Below are 18,931 nucleotides of genomic sequence, written 5' to 3'. Positions count from 1 at the left end.
TCGGACGCTTGCGCTTTTGTTCTTATGTATTCCCCCTACTTATTCTAAGAAATTCCCCTTTATTTTCCTCGACTATTCCACGGATAATCCGTTCCAAATTCCTGTGCAAATTCTTTCGATTGTTTACGACGCTCAATCCTTTGTTTAGCTCTGACGGCAGCTAGCTCATGAAGTTTTTTCTCATGATCTGTCTCAGGTACAACTTCAGGGACTGGACTTGGTTTGCCGTCTTCATCAACAGCAACAAAGGTCAAAAAGGCCGTAGCACAAACACGTCTTTCTCCAGTTCGTAAATCTTCAGTAACTGCTTTAACGAAAACTTCCATTGATGTTTTATGCGTCCAGGTTACAAATGCCTCAATACATATCGAATGACCTTCTTTAACAGGAGCAAGGAAATCAACAGAATCTGTAGAGGCAGTTACTACAGGCTTACGTGCATGACGTGATGCAGCTATTGCAGCCACATCATCAATATGGGCCATTAACTTGCCTCCAAACAATGTCCCATATGAATTTGTATCAGGGGGCAATACATGAGACGTTTTAACAGCTAATGATGTCGAGCATGTTTTCTTTTCCATTTTAACTTTTCTCCTTTCAAACTTGTTATAATACTGGTGATATTAATCGGGAGATAGATTCTTTAAACCGTATGCCTAATGATCGTTTACTATATAACTTCTTGGTCATTTGTGTAGATAGCACAATATCTTCCTTAAAAGCCTCAACCAACCGCTTCGTTAACTCTTTATCATAAAGAAATGCATTTACTTCAAAGTTCAAACGAAAGCTTCTGACATCGATATTAGCAGTTCCCACCGATGCAATTTTTCCATCCACTACGATTGTTTTAGCATGAAGAAATCCATTCTGATAAATATACACCTCTGCACCTGCATCTAATAAATCACCGACATAGGATAATGTTGCCCAATAAACAAACGGATGATCCGGTTTATTTGGAATCATAATCTTTACGTCTACCCCCGATAAAGCAGCAATTCTAAGAACATCCCGTAAACTTTCATCAGGAATAAAGTAAGGTGTTTGGATATAAATATAATCCTTGGCAGACATAATCATTTTAATGTATCCATTTTTTATCTGCTCCCAATCTGAATCTGGTCCACTAGAAACGATTTGCACACCCACATCACCAGCTGGAACAGCGTTGTAATAACGATCTTCATATAAGATATCATTCCTAGAAGCTTGGTTCCAATCCAAAATAAAGCGAGTTTGCATATGCAGAACCGCATCACCATAAATACGCAAATGTGTATCGCGCCAATTTCCAAATTTCTTATCCTGCCCAAGATACTCATCACCAATATTAAAACCACCAATATATCCCACCTTACCATCTATAATGCCTAATTTTCGATGGTTACGATAATTAATTTTGAAATTGATTTTCGGAATCTTTGGCGGAAAAAACGCCTCCACTTCTACGCCAGCTCTGCGTAATCGTCTAATATACTTTCTTCGTAATGAACGGGAACCCATATCATCATAAAGTACACGAACCTCTATACCTTCATTAGCCTTCTTAATAAGAATGTCAGCAATACGCTTACCTAGTTGATCATCACGAATGATGTAATAAAGCAAATGTATATGATCCGTAGCTTTTTCCAGATCAGCAATGAGGGATTCAAACTTTTCTGTTCCATCCGTAAAAATGGTCACTTTATTATCTTGTGTAAAGATGGCATCATCATTACGTAAATGTAAATAATATAAATCCTCATACTCTGCTATCTCTTTATGTTTGAATGCAAACGTACCGTTTTCAATTGCACGAAGCTGGGATTGTACAGCTGTTTTTACACCAAGTCTACTCTTTGTATCCCAAGTAAATATCCTTCGTTTACTAATCGGCTTACCAAAGATTAAGTATAAAAAGAAACCTGCAATTGGAATAAACAATAATACCATTAACCACGCCCATGTAGCACTAGCATCCTTTCGTTCCAAAAAGATAATAGAAACACCTAAGGCAATATTAAAAATTAAAATAAATCCTAATAAGTATGACAGTATTTCCATAGTCTGACAAATCCCCCCTTACATGAAAATTGTTTTAGTTCGTGCCATGTCTTATCCAGTAACAATTTTCTATTATCCTCCCCAAACTAGACTGTTCCTATTTTTAAGGGTGAGGACATCAAATTACGCTAAAGTAGAAAGAGTATATATCCATCACCTCTACAATCAATAATATAGCATACATTTTAATTTGTCGTTAGCTTAGCAGAATGCAAGCGCTACCTATTATTTATAGAATAAATGATATTAGCTTATTGTATTAAATTTTATCCTTTTTATGTACCTTGATGCTGTTATAAAGCACTTCATATGAAAGAAAACCATAACCTTTCTACGTATCAAATCGTATTTACGATTCATAAATGTGGTACTGACATCATGAATGAACATTATATATGATCTCATTATTAATAACACCAGCGTATCTTATGTTTTTGTATATCTAACAGTCTTTTCGTTAAGGGTTACTTTGAACTGTTTAACCAGGTCAAAAAAAAACCTATACCAGCTACTACTAGCATAAGCGTATTATTTCTTCGCTACTTGTCATCTAGCTTGTTTAATGCTTGCTCCAAATCCTCCCAAATATCTTGCCAAGCCTCTAAACCCACCGATAAACGGATCAGCTGCTCCGTTATTCCCATCATGTCACGCTCAGCTTCTGGCACAACCGCATGTGTCATTGTTGATGGATGTTGTATAAGCGTCTCTGCATCTCCTAAGCTAACTGCAATTTTTAAAAACTCCAAGTTATTTAAGAACTGTTGAACATCGTATTTATCCCCAACTAATTCAAATGATATAACTCCAGCACCACGCTTCATCTGCTTTTGATATATCGCAAAATTTGGATGCTCCCTATCACCTGGATAATAAATAGTTGAAATCCTTGGATGAGTACCTAATTTCTCCACAATCTTTTCTGCATTATCTGAATGTCGATCAAGCCGAATCGGCAGTGTTTTCAAACCCCTTAATAATAGCCAAGCATCAAATGGCGAAAGAACGCCTCCAATATCTTTTTGTGTCGTCATGGCAACACCGTCAAGAAATGAACTTCTTCCTACTACCAAACCACCAATTACATCTCCGTGTCCGCCAATATATTTTGTAGCACTATGAACAACAACATCACAACCAAATTCCAGTGGTCGCTGAATATAAGGGGATGAGAAGGTATTGTCTACAACGACCGGAATATGGTAGCGCTTTGCAACCGTTGCTACCATTTGTAGATCGATCAGCTTCATGGTGGGATTAATTGGTGTTTCAATATAAATACAGGTTGTTTCTGGCCTTAGACAAGCCAAAACCTCTTCCTCACAATTCATTTCTGAGAAATCATGATTAATATGATACTTATCCTTTAACATGGATAACAATCCATACGTACAGCCATAAAGCCCGGAAGAACAAAGAATATGATCATTTGCTTTTGTTAGTGAAATTAATACCGCTGAAACGGCAGCCATTCCAGAGGAAAAAGCCAACCCTCGCTCCCCTCCTTCTAATGCCGCAATCCGCTCTTCCAAAAGCTGTACAGTAGGATTACCTAAACGCGAATATACAAAACCATCCTCTTCCCTTGCAAAACGCCGCTCTCCTTGTTCTGCTGAATCAAATGTAAAAGTAGAGGTTTGAAATAAAGGAGCTGCTAAACTTCCTAACATCTCTTCTGAATGATAACCTTCATGAACAACCTTCGTCTCCAATTGCTTTTCTTTCTTCTTCACATCCATTCCTCCTCACGTAAACTCTTGTAAACTGACCACCTATATATATCCTATTCAAATAAACGCATAAATGAATACGTTTTCTTTAGAGACGTTATCTTTGCTTTTTTTCTGGAGCAATTCTAAAATAGATTTACTTTATACCGGAAGAAGGGATGAAACCTTATGAACGCTAATCAGGATCGGAACGGTATGATCTACACATCATCAGCATACATATTATGGGGATTTCTACCAATCTATTGGAAGCTTCTTGACCATGTTTCTCCAGGGGAAACATTAGCTCACCGCATTATTTGGTCTTTCGTCTTCACATTTTTACTTGTTCTCATTATGCGTAAATGGTCGGATTTTACGAAGGAATGGAAGGAATTGCTTCATAATAAAAAGAAGCTATTTGGTATTTCTTTGGCTACGCTAGTAATTAGTCTAAATTGGTTAATATTTATTTGGGCCGTTAATAGTAATCATGTTGTTCAAGCAAGTCTGGGCTATTATATTAATCCACTTATAAGCATATTACTAGGAATTATCGTATTAAAAGAAGCCTTTACTTTCCGTCAAACTATTTCATTTATTCTAGCAGGAATCGGTGTGCTTTATTTAACGATAAGCTATGGTGTGTTTCCTTGGGTGTCATTATTACTTGCCATCAGCTTTGGACTGTATGGTTTATTGAAGAAAAAGGTCGATATCGGACCAATGATAGGGTTAACCATTGAAACCATGCTTATTCTCCCCTTCGCAATTATTTACCTAGCCATTTACCCTGATAACGCCTTTCAGCTTCATGAATTCTTTTCATCTACGAACCTATTATTAATGGGTGCAGGTGTTATGACAGCAATTCCCTTGTTACTGTTTGCAAGTGGAGCGAAACGCATTTCTTTAGCAATGGTCGGATTCTTGCAATATATTGCACCAACATTAATGTTATTACTAGGCGTATTTATATATAAAGAAGCCTTTACTTCTGCTCATTTAATTGCTTTCGCGTTCATTTGGATAGCTCTAGTAAACTTTATGCTTACGAGCTACCGAAGACCACTGAGGAAAAAGCATGTATAAAAAGATATAACATGCTCTAGGTTTTCTTACGTTTTGGCGATGGTATTATGCCTGCCTTTTGTTACGATTTAAAACTAGTGGTTGACAAAAGATTATGTACACCTATATAATATTCAATAATTTAGAAAAATACATCTCTTATCAAGAGCGGTGGAGGGAATAGGCCCTGTGAAGCCCAGCAACCAAAAAGCGATGAAATATTGCTTTTTACGGTGCTACATCCTACAGATCCATTTTATGATCTGGAAGATAAGAGGAGGAAAGGTTAAATCCAAGCCCTCTTCTTAGGAAGAGGGCTTTTTCATTTTCCCCCTCTTCCTCCAGACACAAGGATTGCTATTCAGTAACTGGCCACGTCAATACTAGTCGTGGCAATACAGAACTACAAACTATCCTAGGAGGAATGAATAATGGCAAAATTTCACCAGAAACAACCAGATACAGTATTACTACACGGAGGTCAGGTGCCAGACCCAACCACGGGTTCTAGAGCTGTCCCTATTTATCAAACAACATCCTATGTTTTTCGTGACACGGAGCACGCACAGAATCTATTTGGCCTTACCGAACCGGGTAACATTTATACACGGATAGGGAACCCTACCGTAGATGCTTTCGAGCAACGAATTGCCGAATTAGAAGACGGTGTAGCAGCAGTAGCAACAGCATCTGGAATGGCAGCTATTACCTTTGCTATCCTAAATGTTGCTAGTACAGGAGATGAAATTATAGCTGACAGTAATTTATACGGTGGTACTTATAATCTATTTGCAAACACACTTCCTCGCTATGGTATAACGGTTAAATTTGTTAATGGCAAGAACAAGAATGAAGTCGAAGCTGCTATCACAGATAAAACAAAAGCAATCTTCGGTGAAATTATTACGAACCCTAGTCTGCACATCTTTGATGTCGAGACCATTGCTGCTTTAGCTCATTCTTATAATATTCCTTTAATAATTGATAATACATTCGCACCTTATATTGCTAAGCCGATAGCATGGGGAGCAGATGTTGTGGTCCACTCCGCTACAAAATGGATAGGAGGACATGGTACGACCATTGGAGGTGTTGTCGTTGATGGCGGAAGGTTTAATTGGAATAACAGCAAATTCCCTGGCTTTACAGAACCAGATGAGAGCTATAATGGCCTCCGTTTCATTGATGTTGGTCCTGCGGCTTTTGCTACTAAATTAAGGGTACAATTATTGCGTGATATTGGTGCGTGTATTAGCCCGCATAATGCGTTTTTACTATTACAGGGTTTAGAAACCTTGCATCTTCGTATTCCTCAACATAATAAAAATGCACAGATAATTGCCGAATACTTAGCTAAAAATCCTGCGATCGAATGGGTGAACTACCCAGGTTTACAAAGCCATTCATCAAACAAGCGAGCTAAAAAATATTTTAGTGAAGGTGCTGGATCTATCATCACTTTTGGAATTCGAGGGGGGAGAGAAGCTGGACGACAATTAATTGAATGTATTGAATTATGGTCACATGTAGCTAATGTTGGTGATGCAAAATCACTAATTATTCATCCTGCTTCAACAACGCATCAACAACTAACCGTTGAAGAATTAAAAACTAGTGGTGTTACGGAGGAAACAATTCGTCTATCGATTGGTTTGGAGTCTGTTACCGACTTATTATACACCTTAGATGCTGCTATCGCTGAAGCTACTGGCGAAGCAAAAACGATAACAACCAATGATTCCGTCGCTATCAGTTGGCTACTTAGCTCTCCGTTTGATCGTAATAATGGAAATATACGAAAAAAAACCATTGCCGTATACGGCTGGGAAGATGCAGGAGAGAAAGAAAGGGAAAAAGTCAAACAGCTACAATCTATTGGTTTTGAGCTTTATTATATAAGTCATTCAACAACTGAAGAATCTCAGCATGTGTTCAGAGACTTATCAGCTATTCCAACTGAGCTTGATGCTGTATGGTTTCTCCAATCAGACCTCCCATCAGGTGTTATCGAACAAGTTATAAATAAACAAGGAAAAATAGTATGGTTGGAACAGCCTTATCAAAATAGTACTTTAGAATATGCCAAAGCAGCTGGGATCACTGTTATTACCGCAAAAAATCCTTATGACGAGTTTTTAGCATTGCGATCACAAGACGATGCTTCTGACCTCACTCATGTTTGAACGAGCAAACAGTATGCTGGAATCAAACTAATTTTAGAAATTTAGAACTAATTATTTATGTAACAAAACTGTTTCACTTTTAGAAAGGAGGTTTACTTTTACTACCGATTGGAAAAATTATAAATAACCTTCCCTTACTGATCGCCTGTTATTGAAGGCGATCTTATTTTATCCCGTATATAACTGGCAGTAAGATCCCTACTTCAAGCAATAAAGTAAAACCAATATGGGTAAATGTGGGGATCGACTGTCAGTAAATGTCCGATTAATTGAAAGTCCTTTAGGTCATACCCTTGTGGTACTAGCAATCAGTAAGGGATAGACAAAAGCCCCAGCGGATTGAGGTTTCACTTTATTTCCTTCATTGAACAAGTTATGAAGTACATATATATAGGAAATACTTTCGAATGTATTTTATACATGAGACAATAAAGAAAAAAGGTTATGAACATAACAGCATAGGTGTGAGTAAACATGAAGAAAAACTACTATTATTTCGGTGCTATTTTTGTGATGCTTTTAGGGATCAGTCTTATCTTTTTCCTGACACATCAGCCTGACCCAAAGTTAAATGATGTTATCATTTCGGAGAAAGACAGTAAAACAAATGGGGATCAGCAGAAAGAAGCGACTAAGACAGATCAAGATGAAAAACAAGATGATCAAACGGAAGAAAAGCCATTCTCCGAAATGGTAGTAAGTGCTGTTGAACAAACCATTCAGTTCTTTTCAAATAAAACACATGTTACAGCAATAGGTGATTCCCTTACACAAGGAGTTGGCGATTCAACCGCACAAGGTGGATATGTAGGGATTTTGGAACGGGCTATTAACAAGGATAAAAAAGTAGTAACATTCGATAATCTAGGTGTCCGCGGTAATCGCTCTGATCAGCTGCTTAAAAGACTGGATAAACCCGAAGTTGTTTCCTCGATTAAGCGATCTGATATAGTATTAATAACTATCGGAGCCAATGATATAATGCAAGTCCTTAAGCAGAACATTACCAATTTAAAAATGGAAGACTTCACGAAAGAGCGTGCACAATATCAAGAAAGATTGCATCATATCTTTTCCAAAATTGAAACAATTAACCCGAAAACAAAGATTTATTTATTAGGATTTTATAATCCATTCCAAAAATATTTTAAAGATATAAAGGAATTAGGAATCATTGTTGAAAATTGGAATAATACAGGGAAAGAAATAGCAGCTAGCAAAAAAAATGTATCGTTTATTCCGACAAAAGATTTATTTGATAACACAGATGAAAACCTATTTGCAGAAGATAATTTCCATCCGAATCACCTCGGCTATAAGCGAATGGCCCAGCGTGTATTGGATTTCCTAACAAACGAAGATGAAAGAGGATGAGTAATATGGCAGAAAGAAACGTACGTCGATCTAAGAGGAGTAAGTGGAAAAAGCGGTTTATAGGCTTGCTTTCATTAAACATTGTCATATTAATCATTATTTTAGCACTTATTTTTTGGCCAGTACCACGTGTAGATTATCCGGCTCAACATGCAGATAAAGCTGATGAAAGCTCAGAATTTGTCGTTCGTACGACGAAACAAAATTTGAATGAGTTAATTAACGCATATATCGATCAAATGCTCAACGATACAAAACATCGCTATCGAATTGAGTTAGGTGAGGATGTACATTTAATTGGTGAATTACCAGTATTTTCAACAACCGTACCATTATCTGTTCATTTAGAGCCATTTGTTCAAGATAATGGCGATATTATATTAAAGCAAAGATCGATCTCTATCGGATTACTTGAATTACCAAACCAAAAAATTATGGAGTATATTGATAAATACTTACCAATGCCCGAATGGGTAACGGTAAATCCAAAAGATGAAGCTATCTATGTTGCAGTTACAGATATGAAGCTAAAAAGTAATTTTCAAGTAGCTGTTGAGCATATTGACCTTGACGCTAATAACTTAGCATTCAAATTCCGCGTACCTTACCAAACTTTAGGTATCGAATAGTTTTAAAGCCTATCGTTACTGTCTCATTACAGAAAAAAAGCGCAAGCGCTCGATTAGAAATTTAGCAACTGGAGCGAGTCAACGGAGATAAAGGAATCACGGTGAGCTTGCGAGCCGATGACGACTTATTGTGGGATGATTCGTGAGGTCGCCTAGTTTTTGGGCACTGGAGCTTGCCGCAGCTCAACACGCGCCTATTTATCCATAGGCTCAAATTTTATAATTTCCAAGACTACAACAAAAGCTGGACGTTGTTCGTCCAGCTTTTTTCTCATGAATAATACGGTATAAACTAAAACTTTAATCCGTGGGGATCTTGTTTATCCCTCACCGATTCCATTACCATAATAGTATACCCTAAAAGCCTTTGAACAAATCGAACATTTACCGGCAGGTATATATGAGGAATAAATGATCATTTTGTGGCTAATTTCACTTAAAAGCAGTGTAGCAAATGCTTCGCTTCGGATTGAAATACATCCTATTATCAGCTAATATATTAACTTAAATTGACCTTTTTACTTAACGGATAACAAACCGTTTTACTTTTGAAGATAATAAAATTAAAAATGATTGCTTTGTCTTTTCTTCAACAACTATAGTACTTAAAGATTCCTGATTCCCGAACGGATAATCGCCTAGCTTACCTTTATAAATCAATTCCATACCTTCGTGATTCCGAATATCAGCAGGTGTAATAAAACAAGCAGGTTTCTTCAAGCTAAAAGATGGTACACCTCTTAGAACAGTCGCTACAAATTGTGAACAAAATAGTGCACACTTTCGATTAATTTCAATTTGTAACAATATACCAAATAGCCCAATAAAATTATATCTATATTTATGCTGTTGCCTTTCAATATCCTTAATATTTTTTACTATTTTCTCACACTCATGATCAGCTACTGTAAATTGATAAACGGCACAGTCTGATTTCTTCATAAAATCACTACGAATATCCTCTTTAACAAATCCTCCAATGAATGGATTTCTCGGCCGCTTCCGTCCAAAACTATAGACTTCTGTTAATTCATGATCAAAGCCAATAGATACATGGTTTAAAGACTGCTTCGTAAAGAAATTTATCGCTTTAGCTAAATTAGTACCTGTATCTGTAAAGAGAAAATAGATGACCTTCTCTCCCAATAAACACCCCTCCCCCCAACTTCTATTATAATGAAGAAGCGAATTTAGGTAAAACCCTTTTCTATTCTACTATTACAAATAATTGTAAATTATACAAGTTAATTTTTTATTGTGACAAAAACGTAAGAAACACATATGAAGTCTCTTGCATTGATGTTATGGTTCATGTTTCTAGTTAACGAAATCTACCCCGTACATCATAGCAAGAGTTTTTATGTCTAGACCTATTCAAAATTCAATGTTTAATCATGTCTAAACATTGACGAAAGCCTAGAAATAACGTAAGCTAACCATGATTACAATTATTATATTGGAGGAAATTAACAAGCATGATTAATGTTTCTAATGTTAGTTTACGATATGGCGATAAAAAATTATTTGAAGATGTAAATTTAAAATTCACTTCAGGCAATTGTTATGGATTAATTGGAGCAAACGGCGCAGGAAAATCAACGTTTTTAAAAATTTTGTCAGGTGAGATAGAACCTCAATCTGGACATGTATCGTTATCACCTGGTGAACGACTTGCTGTATTAAAACAGGATCATTTCGCCTATGAAGATAATCAAGTACTTGAAACAGTTTTGATGGGCCATGAAAGGCTATATGCTGTCAAACAAGAAAAAGATGCTATATATATGAAAGGTGATTTCTCAGAAGAGGATGGTATGCGAGCAGCTGAGCTAGAGGGAGAGTTCGCAGAAATGAATGGTTGGGAAGCAGAATCTGATGCAGCAGTCCTTCTAAAAGGCCTTGGAATTAAAGAATCACTACATGATAAGCAAATGGCTGATTTGTCTGCAGATGAAAAAGTAAAAGTATTGCTTGCACAATCATTATTTGGTAATCCAGACATCTTACTACTGGATGAGCCAACGAATGGATTAGATATTCATGCTATACAATGGTTGGAAGAATTTCTAATTCATTTTGAAAATACTGTAATCGTTGTATCACATGACCGTCATTTCTTGAATAAAGTGTGTACACACATTGCTGATGTCGATTATGGAAAAATCGAAATTTATATTGGTAACTATGATTTCTGGTACGAATCAAGCCAATTGGCTAACAAAATGGCTCAGGAAGCTAACAAAAAGAAGGAAGAAAAGATCAAGGAGCTACAAGCATTTATTGCACGCTTTAGTGCGAATGCATCTAAATCAAAGCAAGCAACTTCTCGAAAGAAATTACTGGATAATATAACACTAGATGACATTAAACCATCGTCCAGAAAATACCCATATATCTCCTTTACCCCCGGTCGCGAGATAGGGAATGATTTATTACGAGTCGAAGGGTTAACCAAAACGATAAATGGAGAAAAAGTGCTTGATAACGTTAGTTTTACAATGAACAAGGATGACAAAATTGCTCTTGTAGGAAAAGATGACATTGCTAAAACAACATTATTTAAAATTTTGATGGGCGAGATGGAACCTGATGCAGGAACCTATAAATGGGGTGTGACCACTTCACAGTCCTACTTTCCGAAAGATAATGCTGCGTACTTTGAAAATAACGACCTTCCTTTGGTTGATTGGTTACGTCAATATTCGCCAGAGGATGAAACAGAAACATTTTTACGAGGGTTCCTAGGTAGAATGCTTTTCTCTGGAGACCAAGCACTAAAAAAAGCAAATGTGCTTTCCGGTGGTGAGAAAGTTCGTTGTATGTTATCCAAAATGATGTTAAGTAATGCGAATGTACTTCTATTAGATGAACCAACGAACCACTTAGACCTAGAATCTATTCAATCATTAAATAATGGATTAATTAAATTCAAAGGATCCATTCTGTTTACGTCACATGATCATCAGTTCATACAAAGTATTGCAAATCGCTTAATTGAAATCACACCAAACGGTTTGATTGATAAGGAAATGAGCTATGACGAGTATGTTCAGGACAAAGAATTGCAAGATAAGATTGCCAAAATGTATGCAAGTTAATTAGCTCTAAAAAGTGGTTACGCTTTACCTATGTGATCATAAAGAGGCTGAGACAAAAGAATGAAGAAACAATAAAAAAACGAACGCTAATTAGTTGAAATTAATTATTGTTCGTTTTTTGATTAGAATCATAAATTTAGCACCTGAAATAAGCGAGGATCCGGCGGGAACAGCACGAGTACAAAGATCCACTTGATAACGTGTTTTTCTTTACCAAGTTAGCTGAGACCGTGCCCGCGGAAAGCGCGTATAGTTTCATGGTGCGGCGATGATACTCCTATTGATAACATGATTATTCGTATTTTGAGTAAAGAAGTTGTGTCTTGCCCCAGCCTCTTCTTTGTCAATAACTTTTTGTATCGTCCTCTGTTGTTTATCCCGATATAACGGGCAGCAAAACCCCCACTGATGGAAGTTTCACTTTATTTTACAAATTTCATATTCACCTTGTTAAGCATTTCATTCGTCATTTTGTCAAGGTCATATGCTGCCTTAAAGCCCCATTCTTCCGTGGCTGCCGAAGAATCGATACTATTTGGCCAACTGTCTGCAATTCGCTGCTTAACAGGATCTACCTGATAATCCAGTTTAAAATCTGGGATATGCTTTTGTATAGACTTAGCAAAGTCCTCAGGTGCTGCTGAGATAGCAGAAATATTAAATGCATTTCGATGCTTTAATTTGTTTGGATCTGCTTCCATTAACTGGATAATGGCATTTAACGCATCTGGCATATACATCATATCCATGTACGTCCCTTCTGCAATGCAAGACGTGTAGGCTTTATGCTTAATAGCTTCATAATAGATTTCCACCGCATAGTCTGTAGTTCCGCCACCCGGAAGCGTAACATGAGAAATCAAACCAGGATAACGAACTCCTCGCGTATCTACACCAAACCGGTGATAATAATAATCTGCTAACAATTCACCAGATACTTTGTTGACACCGTACATGGTTGTTGGACGCTGTAACGTATCCTGTGGTGTATGATCCTTAGGTGTTGTTGGCCCAAAAGCACCTATCGAACTTGGGGTAAAAAACTGTAAATTCAGTTCCCGAGCAGTTTCTAATGCATTAACAAGGCCACCCATATTAATATGCCATGCTAATTTTGGATTCTCCTCAGCTTTAGCAGATAATAGTGCTGCTAAATGCATGACAGTATCTACATTATATTTCTTAGCAACACTATATACTTGATTAGCATCCGTTACATCAACAAGTTCAAATGGCCCTTCTGCAATGATCCCTTCTGCCTTACGGATATCTGTCCCAATAACATTTTCTACACCATATGTTTCTCTTAATTTAACGACAAGCTCTGAGCCAATTTGTCCCAAAGCTCCTGTGACTAAAATTTTCTTCATTTCACGATATTCCTCTCTATTGTTACACAATTTCCCGCTGTTTTATATAATCCCTAATTCCTTACCAACTTTCTCATACACTTGAATTGCCTTATCTAGCATTTCCTTCGTATGTGCCGCACTTGGCATATTTCTTACTCTCCCTGTACCACGTGGTACCGTTGGGAAGACGATAGACTTCGCATAGACACCTTCCTCATTCAAACGCTTACTGAATGTTTGTGTCGCATTTTCATCACCAATGATACAAGGTGTAATTGGTGTTTCACTATCACCAATATCAAAGCCTAGCTGTTGTAATCCGTCTTTCAAATAATTCGCATTCTCCCATAGCTTTTCATTTAATTCCGTACTCTCCATTAATATTTCTACTGCCTTCGTACTAGCAACAGCATCAGCTGGTGACACGGCAGTAGAAAATAGAAATGGACGAGAGCGTACCTTTAACCAATCAATTAAGTTAGCTTTTCCTGCAACATAACCACCTATTACGCCAATGGCTTTTGATAATGTACCCATTTGGAAATCAACTTTATCCTGTAGTCCAAAATGCTTCACGGTTCCAGCTCCCTTACCTAATACACCAGATCCGTGTGCATCATCAACGTAAGTAATAAGATCAAATTCCTCTGCAATTTCTACAATTTCAGGGAGCTTGGCAATATCTCCGTCCATTGAGAATACACCATCGGTAATAATCATAATTTTATTATACTGACCTGATTCGACCGCTTCTTTAGCTTTTTCACGTAAATCATTCATGTCCGAATGATTAAACCGTATTATTTTTGCTTTTGATAAACGACAGCCGTCAATAATAGAAGCGTGGTTTAATTCATCAGAAAGGATGGCATCATGCTTATCCATAACTGCAGAAATAGCAGCCATATTGCAATTAAAACCAGATTGAAACGATATAACTGCTTCTGTACCTTTAAATGCAGCAAGCTTTTTCTCTAGTTCCAAATGAAGATCAAGCGTACCATTTATTGTCCGAACGGCACCTGCACCAACACCGTGTGAGTCCACTGCTTGCTTTGCTACTTCCTTTAAGCGTTCATCAGTAGCAAGCCCTAGATAATTATTAGAGGACAAATTAACTAATACCTTCCCATCGATTGTTATCTCCGGACCATTTGGACCTTGGACTGGGTCAATTTCATTATATAGACCTCGTTCTTTTAAATCTGCAATATTGTCATTTAAAAAAGAATCTAATGCTTTACTAGTCATTTTTAATTTTTCCTCCTTATTATGTAAACGATTTGCAGCTAATGAATGAAACAGCAACAATGTTTATCATAAACAACTGTTTCGCTTCATAGTATTTTATACACGATTATTTCTTCTTCAGTTTAACATAAAGCCTGAAAAATGTTTAATGAGATAAGTCGTATGAAACTGTAGGATATTGGAATAGTAGCGGCTGACTTTTTCTTTTCTTTATGTTTTACAATTACCTGTTAAAAATGCTTCAATAACTTACAAATTTGTAAGAATTCCCACAAAAAATGTCATAAAAAACTATGGTTATTAAAAAACATTTTTATTATACTGAGTATAGAAATCACATATGGAGGAATAAACATGAAGAAAGTTCTTGTTGCCATGTTTGCTATCTTAATTATTACTTTCGGAATTTTTGGATATGTGGAATTAAATGATGATTCCAATGAAATAGTGGATAAAAATCCTAATTCTATTAAAGTAAATTCATAATATACTTCTAAACCATGAACCTACTAAATTCTACAGCTGATCATTTAACACTTACTATTCTACTTACTTTTTATATCCAGCCCTTATTTCTAGCAATTTCAACCGCTTCTATGCGGTTTTTTGCTGCTAGCTTTTGGATAATCTCTGATATATAGTTTCGTGCCGTACCGTAGGACAAATATAATGTACTTGCTACTTCCTTCGCAGTTTTTCCCATGGCTATAAGTTGAAGTATTTTTTGCTCCCGCTGATTTAAAGGGTTTTCATCTTTAAGTATTCCTACCATTAACTCCTGACTATAAACCTGCTTCCCTGCTGCTACCTGGCGTATACCTGCAGAAAGTTCATCAATAGAACGATCTTTTAATAGGTAGCCATCAATGCCTAATTTTAGTGCTTTTTCAAAATAACCAGGTTTTTGGAAGGTAGTTAAAATGATAACTTTCGGACCATTCTCTATACGCTTTACATAGTCAGCAACTTGCAACCCATCCATTACAGGCATTTCAATATCTACCAAACAGATATCTGGGTTTAAGGTTTGAATAAGCTTTAATGCTTGTTCGCCATTAGTTGCCTGACCAATCACTTCCATATCCTCCTCTAAATCCAATAAAGAACTGAGCGCCCCCAATAACATTTTTTGATCTTCTGCAATTACAATTCTATACATATGTTTCCACATCTTTCTTTACTTTAGGAACCTGCATTTCCAGTACACTACCATTCGTAGTATGTACAGTCAACGCTCCATTAATTAAAGATAACCTCTCTTTCATCCCCTTTAAACCATTCCCTTCTCCCCATTCCCGGGATTGCCCAATTCCATCATCTGCCACGATTAAGTATGTATTTTCAACTGTATCCTTTAAATCAATCCAACAATAAGATGCTTTACTATGTTTTACAATGTTTGTGACCGCTTCACGTAGGCATAAACTAAGCATACTCTGCTCGACTATTGGTAGACTCTCCATATGAATATTTATATTCGTATGAACTTGTATGTTAGCAGTTTGTAAAATATCTTGTACATAAATAAGTTCTTCCATAATGGTATGAGACTTCATACTGGTTACTAATTCCCTCACTTGATCCAGCGCTATCCTAGATGTTAATTCTATTTCCTTAACCTCTTGTTTAGCCCTGTTTTTATCTTTTGTTATCAAACGTTCAACTAGCTGACTTTTCAGGGTAATTAAAGACAACGTATGGCCAAGCGTATCATGTAAATCACGGGCAATTCTTGTTCTTTCTTCCCGTTTAACTAGCTCTTTTATTTTTGCATTAGCTTCATCTAGCTCGCTTTCCAACTCCATTCGTTTATTCATTGAACGTATTCCAAATGGGGCAGCAAGAATTACCACTACAAAAGGGAGAGCGTTCAAAAAAGGAAATGAATGTGTAATAAAACCATGGTATACCAATGGTACTCCAATTGTACATGCAAGCCAGCCCCAGGCAATATGGAATTGCTTTTTCTCTAAGTACCATGAAATAAAGTTTACAGTAAAAAAACTTAAGTACATAAAATTATAATGATAAAAAATACTTTGGATACAAATAATCACCATTTGTATGCCTAGCCATATAGAAAAAGACGTATGACTAGTAATGTAGTAGAGTTGTCGATATGATACAGTAAATAATATTAATAGAAAGAAGCCTAATAATTTCTTCATCCCCACCTCATCCCACAGAAATGAAATAGGGATAAATAAATATACTAAAAATATGTATGGATATAAGCCATATTTGAATGGGAAAATGGAAAACCTGCATTGCTTTACCAAGCTAATCACACCACCTCTTGTCTACGTCTTATATAGGTTGATAATATCATAAATAAACCCGTAAAGAAGAAAAGAATTAGCAAATTACCCCAATGTGGAGTATTCCCTCGTATTATTTCCCAGGGACCATTAACAAAATTATAGGAGGGTAACCACTCGGCTATTGCTTGCAGCCACTTAGGCATAGTATCTAAAGGCATCCACATACCACCTATTAATGCTAATGCAAGAAAAAGGATATTACTTACACCATTTGCAGTATCCACTTTTTTCATAGTACCAATGAGTGTCCCTAATGTTAAAAATGCAAAAGAACCTATTATAATCCACAAACCACTTATTATCCATTGCATAGCAGTTAGGGAAACACCATTTATTACAAAGCCAGCAAAAAATATTACAATAATCGATAATAGATGAATACAACTTTGTCCAATCATTTGACTCAATAAATAGGTTGCATTAGACAGAGGAGTCACTTTTATAAATTTGATCCAACCAGTCGACTTCTCTTGAACCATCCGTATACCTAGTGACATGATACTTGACCCCATCACACTAAATGTAGTCATCGACATTAAATAATGTGACGCCCAGAGTTCTCCATCACTCACTCCAACATTTATCACGTTTGTAAAAACAAAATAAAAAATGACAGGAATACATAGAGACCAAAAAACATAGTACGGATTTCGAAATGCCCTTTTCATCTCGGCCATAGATTGATAATATAAGACTCTCATTTATTTACTCCCTTCTTTGACTAAAGTGTGAAAGACATCTTCCATCTTGCCTTTATCAATTTGAATATCGTATGTGTTTGTTTGATGTTGAGTAATGTAAGAAACGATAGAGTCGGTATCCTTGGTCTCAATATATATTCGGTCGTATCGTTGTTCAATACCGATAATAGCTGGGTGCTTCAATTGAGGTATTCCCGTATCATTATTTATTTTGAATGATACATACTGTTTTGAGAGTTTTTCTTTTATCTCGTCTGAAGAACCATTAGCAATTACACGTCCTTTATTAAACAGAATAATTCGATTAGCGATATCATCAGCTTCATGTAAATAATGTGTCGTAAAAATAATCGTCTTTCCTTGGTTTGCTAGTTGAGTAACTCCTTGCCAAAAAGATGCCCTAGATATCGCATCCAAACCATTAGTTGGTTCATCCAGTATAAGCACTTCTGGATTACCCGCTACTGCTAACGCAAAATTCACCCTTCGCTTTTGACCACCTGATAAATATTCAACTTTATTTTGAAGCTCTTTGGTTGTTAATCCTGTTATTCTTATCATGTCATCCAATAAAAGTGGTTTTGTATAATAGGAACGAAATAGCTTAAGTAGTTCTCTAACAGTTAATCTATCCATTAAGCCTGTTTCCTGAAGCATAACACCAATTCTTTGCTTAACAAGTTGATTTCTTGGGTCCATTCCTAGCAAACGAACCGAACCAGCTGTTGGTGTTAGTAAACCTAAAATGATGGATAAAATGGTTGTTTTACCAGCGCCGTTTGGCCCTAACAGGGAAACTACTTCACCCTGTCTAATTGAAAATGAAACAGTATCTAATGCACTAACCGTAGTATATTTTTTACTTAATCGATTCACTTCGATTATCTTACTAGACATTCTACATCAGCTCCCTTTTCCTAAGTTTAGTAGATATAAGTGCGTAATTTTAGTATAGTATGTCACAAAGTATAGTTGACAGTTGTCATTTTTTAACCGCAGATATCACAAATGCATTTTTCTGCTGAAATAAAAATGGGGCTGGGACATAACTAGCCTGGAGAAGTAAAAAGGAGATTCCAGTTATCAAAAATAGATAGCTGGAATCTTTTTCATTATCATAAAATACATGAATTTTGTGTTATGGCGGTGTACTTTCTTAAGTTCACCGCCATAAAGGCAAATCCTAATTC

At 36.4% G+C, this 18,931-nt stretch carries 16 protein-coding genes and 1 riboswitch; of the genes, 6 read left to right on the top strand and 10 right to left on the bottom strand.

Going from position 1 to position 18,931, the window contains the following annotated elements; translation table 11 throughout:
- Positions 1 to 59 precede the first annotated feature (59 nt).
- The 3 genes from ABDZ84_RS09585 to megL all read right to left on the bottom strand — a co-directional run bounded on the left by ABDZ84_RS09585 (position 60) and on the right by megL (position 3,785).
- Entirely contained in the window at positions 60 to 584 is a 525-nt protein-coding gene (locus ABDZ84_RS09585) for an acyl-CoA thioesterase (RefSeq protein WP_026682615.1), read from the bottom strand.
- A 25-nt stretch (positions 585 to 609) separates the two neighbouring features.
- Positions 610 to 2,052, bottom strand: coding sequence for a cardiolipin synthase (gene cls / locus ABDZ84_RS09580; protein WP_026682614.1), 1,443 nt, complete (start codon positions 2,050 to 2,052; stop codon positions 610 to 612).
- 539 nt (positions 2,053 to 2,591) lie between these two features.
- On the bottom strand, positions 2,592 to 3,785 hold the full coding sequence (gene megL / locus ABDZ84_RS09575) for a methionine gamma-lyase (RefSeq protein WP_318279848.1): 1,194 nt from the start codon (positions 3,783 to 3,785) through the stop codon (positions 2,592 to 2,594).
- Between the two features lie 165 nt (positions 3,786 to 3,950).
- Here megL and rarD point away from each other — a divergent pair, with 165 nt between their 5' ends.
- The 4 genes from rarD (at position 3,951) to ABDZ84_RS09555 (ending at position 9,018) form a co-directional block, all read left to right on the top strand.
- A complete protein-coding gene (gene rarD / locus ABDZ84_RS09570; RefSeq protein ID WP_026682612.1) occupies positions 3,951 to 4,853 on the top strand; it encodes an EamA family transporter RarD in 903 nt (300 codons plus the stop codon).
- 135 nt (positions 4,854 to 4,988) lie between these two features.
- Positions 4,989 to 5,109: riboswitch (SAM riboswitch) on the top strand.
- A gap of 154 nt (positions 5,110 to 5,263) precedes the next feature.
- Complete coding sequence (locus tag ABDZ84_RS09565) at positions 5,264 to 7,015, top strand: PLP-dependent aspartate aminotransferase family protein (protein ID WP_026682611.1); 1,752 nt, start codon at positions 5,264 to 5,266, stop codon at positions 7,013 to 7,015.
- 474 nt (positions 7,016 to 7,489) lie between these two features.
- Entirely contained in the window at positions 7,490 to 8,389 is a 900-nt protein-coding gene (locus ABDZ84_RS09560) for an SGNH/GDSL hydrolase family protein (RefSeq protein ID WP_026682610.1), read from the top strand.
- Positions 8,390 to 8,394: 5 nt separating this feature from the next.
- Positions 8,395 to 9,018 (top strand): YpmS family protein, encoded by a 624-nt coding sequence (locus ABDZ84_RS09555; protein WP_026682609.1) that lies wholly within the window; start codon positions 8,395 to 8,397, stop codon positions 9,016 to 9,018.
- A 522-nt stretch (positions 9,019 to 9,540) separates the two neighbouring features.
- On the opposite strand, the gene ABDZ84_RS09550 is transcribed toward ABDZ84_RS09555, so the two are convergent.
- Complete coding sequence (locus tag ABDZ84_RS09550) at positions 9,541 to 10,164, bottom strand: hypothetical protein (RefSeq protein ID WP_026682608.1); 624 nt, start codon at positions 10,162 to 10,164, stop codon at positions 9,541 to 9,543.
- A 329-nt stretch (positions 10,165 to 10,493) separates the two neighbouring features.
- Here ABDZ84_RS09550 and ABDZ84_RS09545 point away from each other — a divergent pair, with 329 nt between their 5' ends.
- Positions 10,494 to 12,116: an ABC-F family ATP-binding cassette domain-containing protein gene (locus ABDZ84_RS09545; RefSeq protein ID WP_026682607.1), complete on the top strand. Its 1,623-nt coding sequence runs from the start codon at positions 10,494 to 10,496 to the stop codon at positions 12,114 to 12,116.
- Positions 12,117 to 12,538: 422 nt separating this feature from the next.
- On the opposite strand, the gene ABDZ84_RS09540 is transcribed toward ABDZ84_RS09545, so the two are convergent.
- A complete protein-coding gene (locus ABDZ84_RS09540) occupies positions 12,539 to 13,486 on the bottom strand; it encodes an L-threonine 3-dehydrogenase (protein ID WP_026682606.1) in 948 nt (315 codons plus the stop codon).
- A gap of 42 nt (positions 13,487 to 13,528) precedes the next feature.
- Positions 13,529 to 14,719: a glycine C-acetyltransferase gene (locus tag ABDZ84_RS09535; RefSeq protein ID WP_026682605.1), complete on the bottom strand. Its 1,191-nt coding sequence runs from the start codon at positions 14,717 to 14,719 to the stop codon at positions 13,529 to 13,531.
- A 354-nt stretch (positions 14,720 to 15,073) separates the two neighbouring features.
- Between ABDZ84_RS09535 and ABDZ84_RS09530 the strand changes: the two genes are divergently transcribed.
- Entirely contained in the window at positions 15,074 to 15,205 is a 132-nt protein-coding gene (locus ABDZ84_RS09530) for a hypothetical protein (protein WP_255637811.1), read from the top strand.
- A 70-nt stretch (positions 15,206 to 15,275) separates the two neighbouring features.
- On the opposite strand, the gene ABDZ84_RS09525 is transcribed toward ABDZ84_RS09530, so the two are convergent.
- Genes ABDZ84_RS09525 through ABDZ84_RS09510 form a run of 4 tightly spaced genes read right to left on the bottom strand, consistent with a single transcriptional unit; the run spans position 15,276 to position 18,638 of the window.
- On the bottom strand, positions 15,276 to 15,878 hold the full coding sequence (locus tag ABDZ84_RS09525) for a response regulator transcription factor (protein ID WP_026682604.1): 603 nt from the start codon (positions 15,876 to 15,878) through the stop codon (positions 15,276 to 15,278).
- Positions 15,871 to 17,007 carry a sensor histidine kinase gene (locus ABDZ84_RS09520; protein ID WP_425542107.1) on the bottom strand — a complete coding sequence of 379 codons (1,137 nt, stop codon included), beginning with the start codon at positions 17,005 to 17,007 and terminating at the stop codon, positions 15,871 to 15,873. Before ABDZ84_RS09520 ends, ABDZ84_RS09525 begins: the two co-directional genes overlap by 8 nt.
- Entirely contained in the window at positions 17,004 to 17,741 is a 738-nt protein-coding gene (locus ABDZ84_RS09515; RefSeq protein ID WP_026682602.1) for an ABC transporter permease, read from the bottom strand. The genes ABDZ84_RS09520 and ABDZ84_RS09515 overlap by 4 nt, the downstream gene beginning before the upstream one ends.
- The gene (locus ABDZ84_RS09510) at positions 17,742 to 18,638 is read right to left on the bottom strand and encodes an ABC transporter ATP-binding protein (RefSeq protein ID WP_026682601.1); all 897 of its coding nucleotides are present in this window, start codon (positions 18,636 to 18,638) and stop codon (positions 17,742 to 17,744) included.
- Between the last annotated feature and the right edge of the window lie 293 nt (positions 18,639 to 18,931).

The sequence above is a fragment of the Virgibacillus salarius genome (genome assembly GCF_039521925.1).
GTDB lineage: Bacteria > Bacillota > Bacilli > Bacillales > Amphibacillaceae > Virgibacillus > Virgibacillus salarius.
This window is presented reverse-complemented; position numbering and strand designations above follow the sequence as displayed.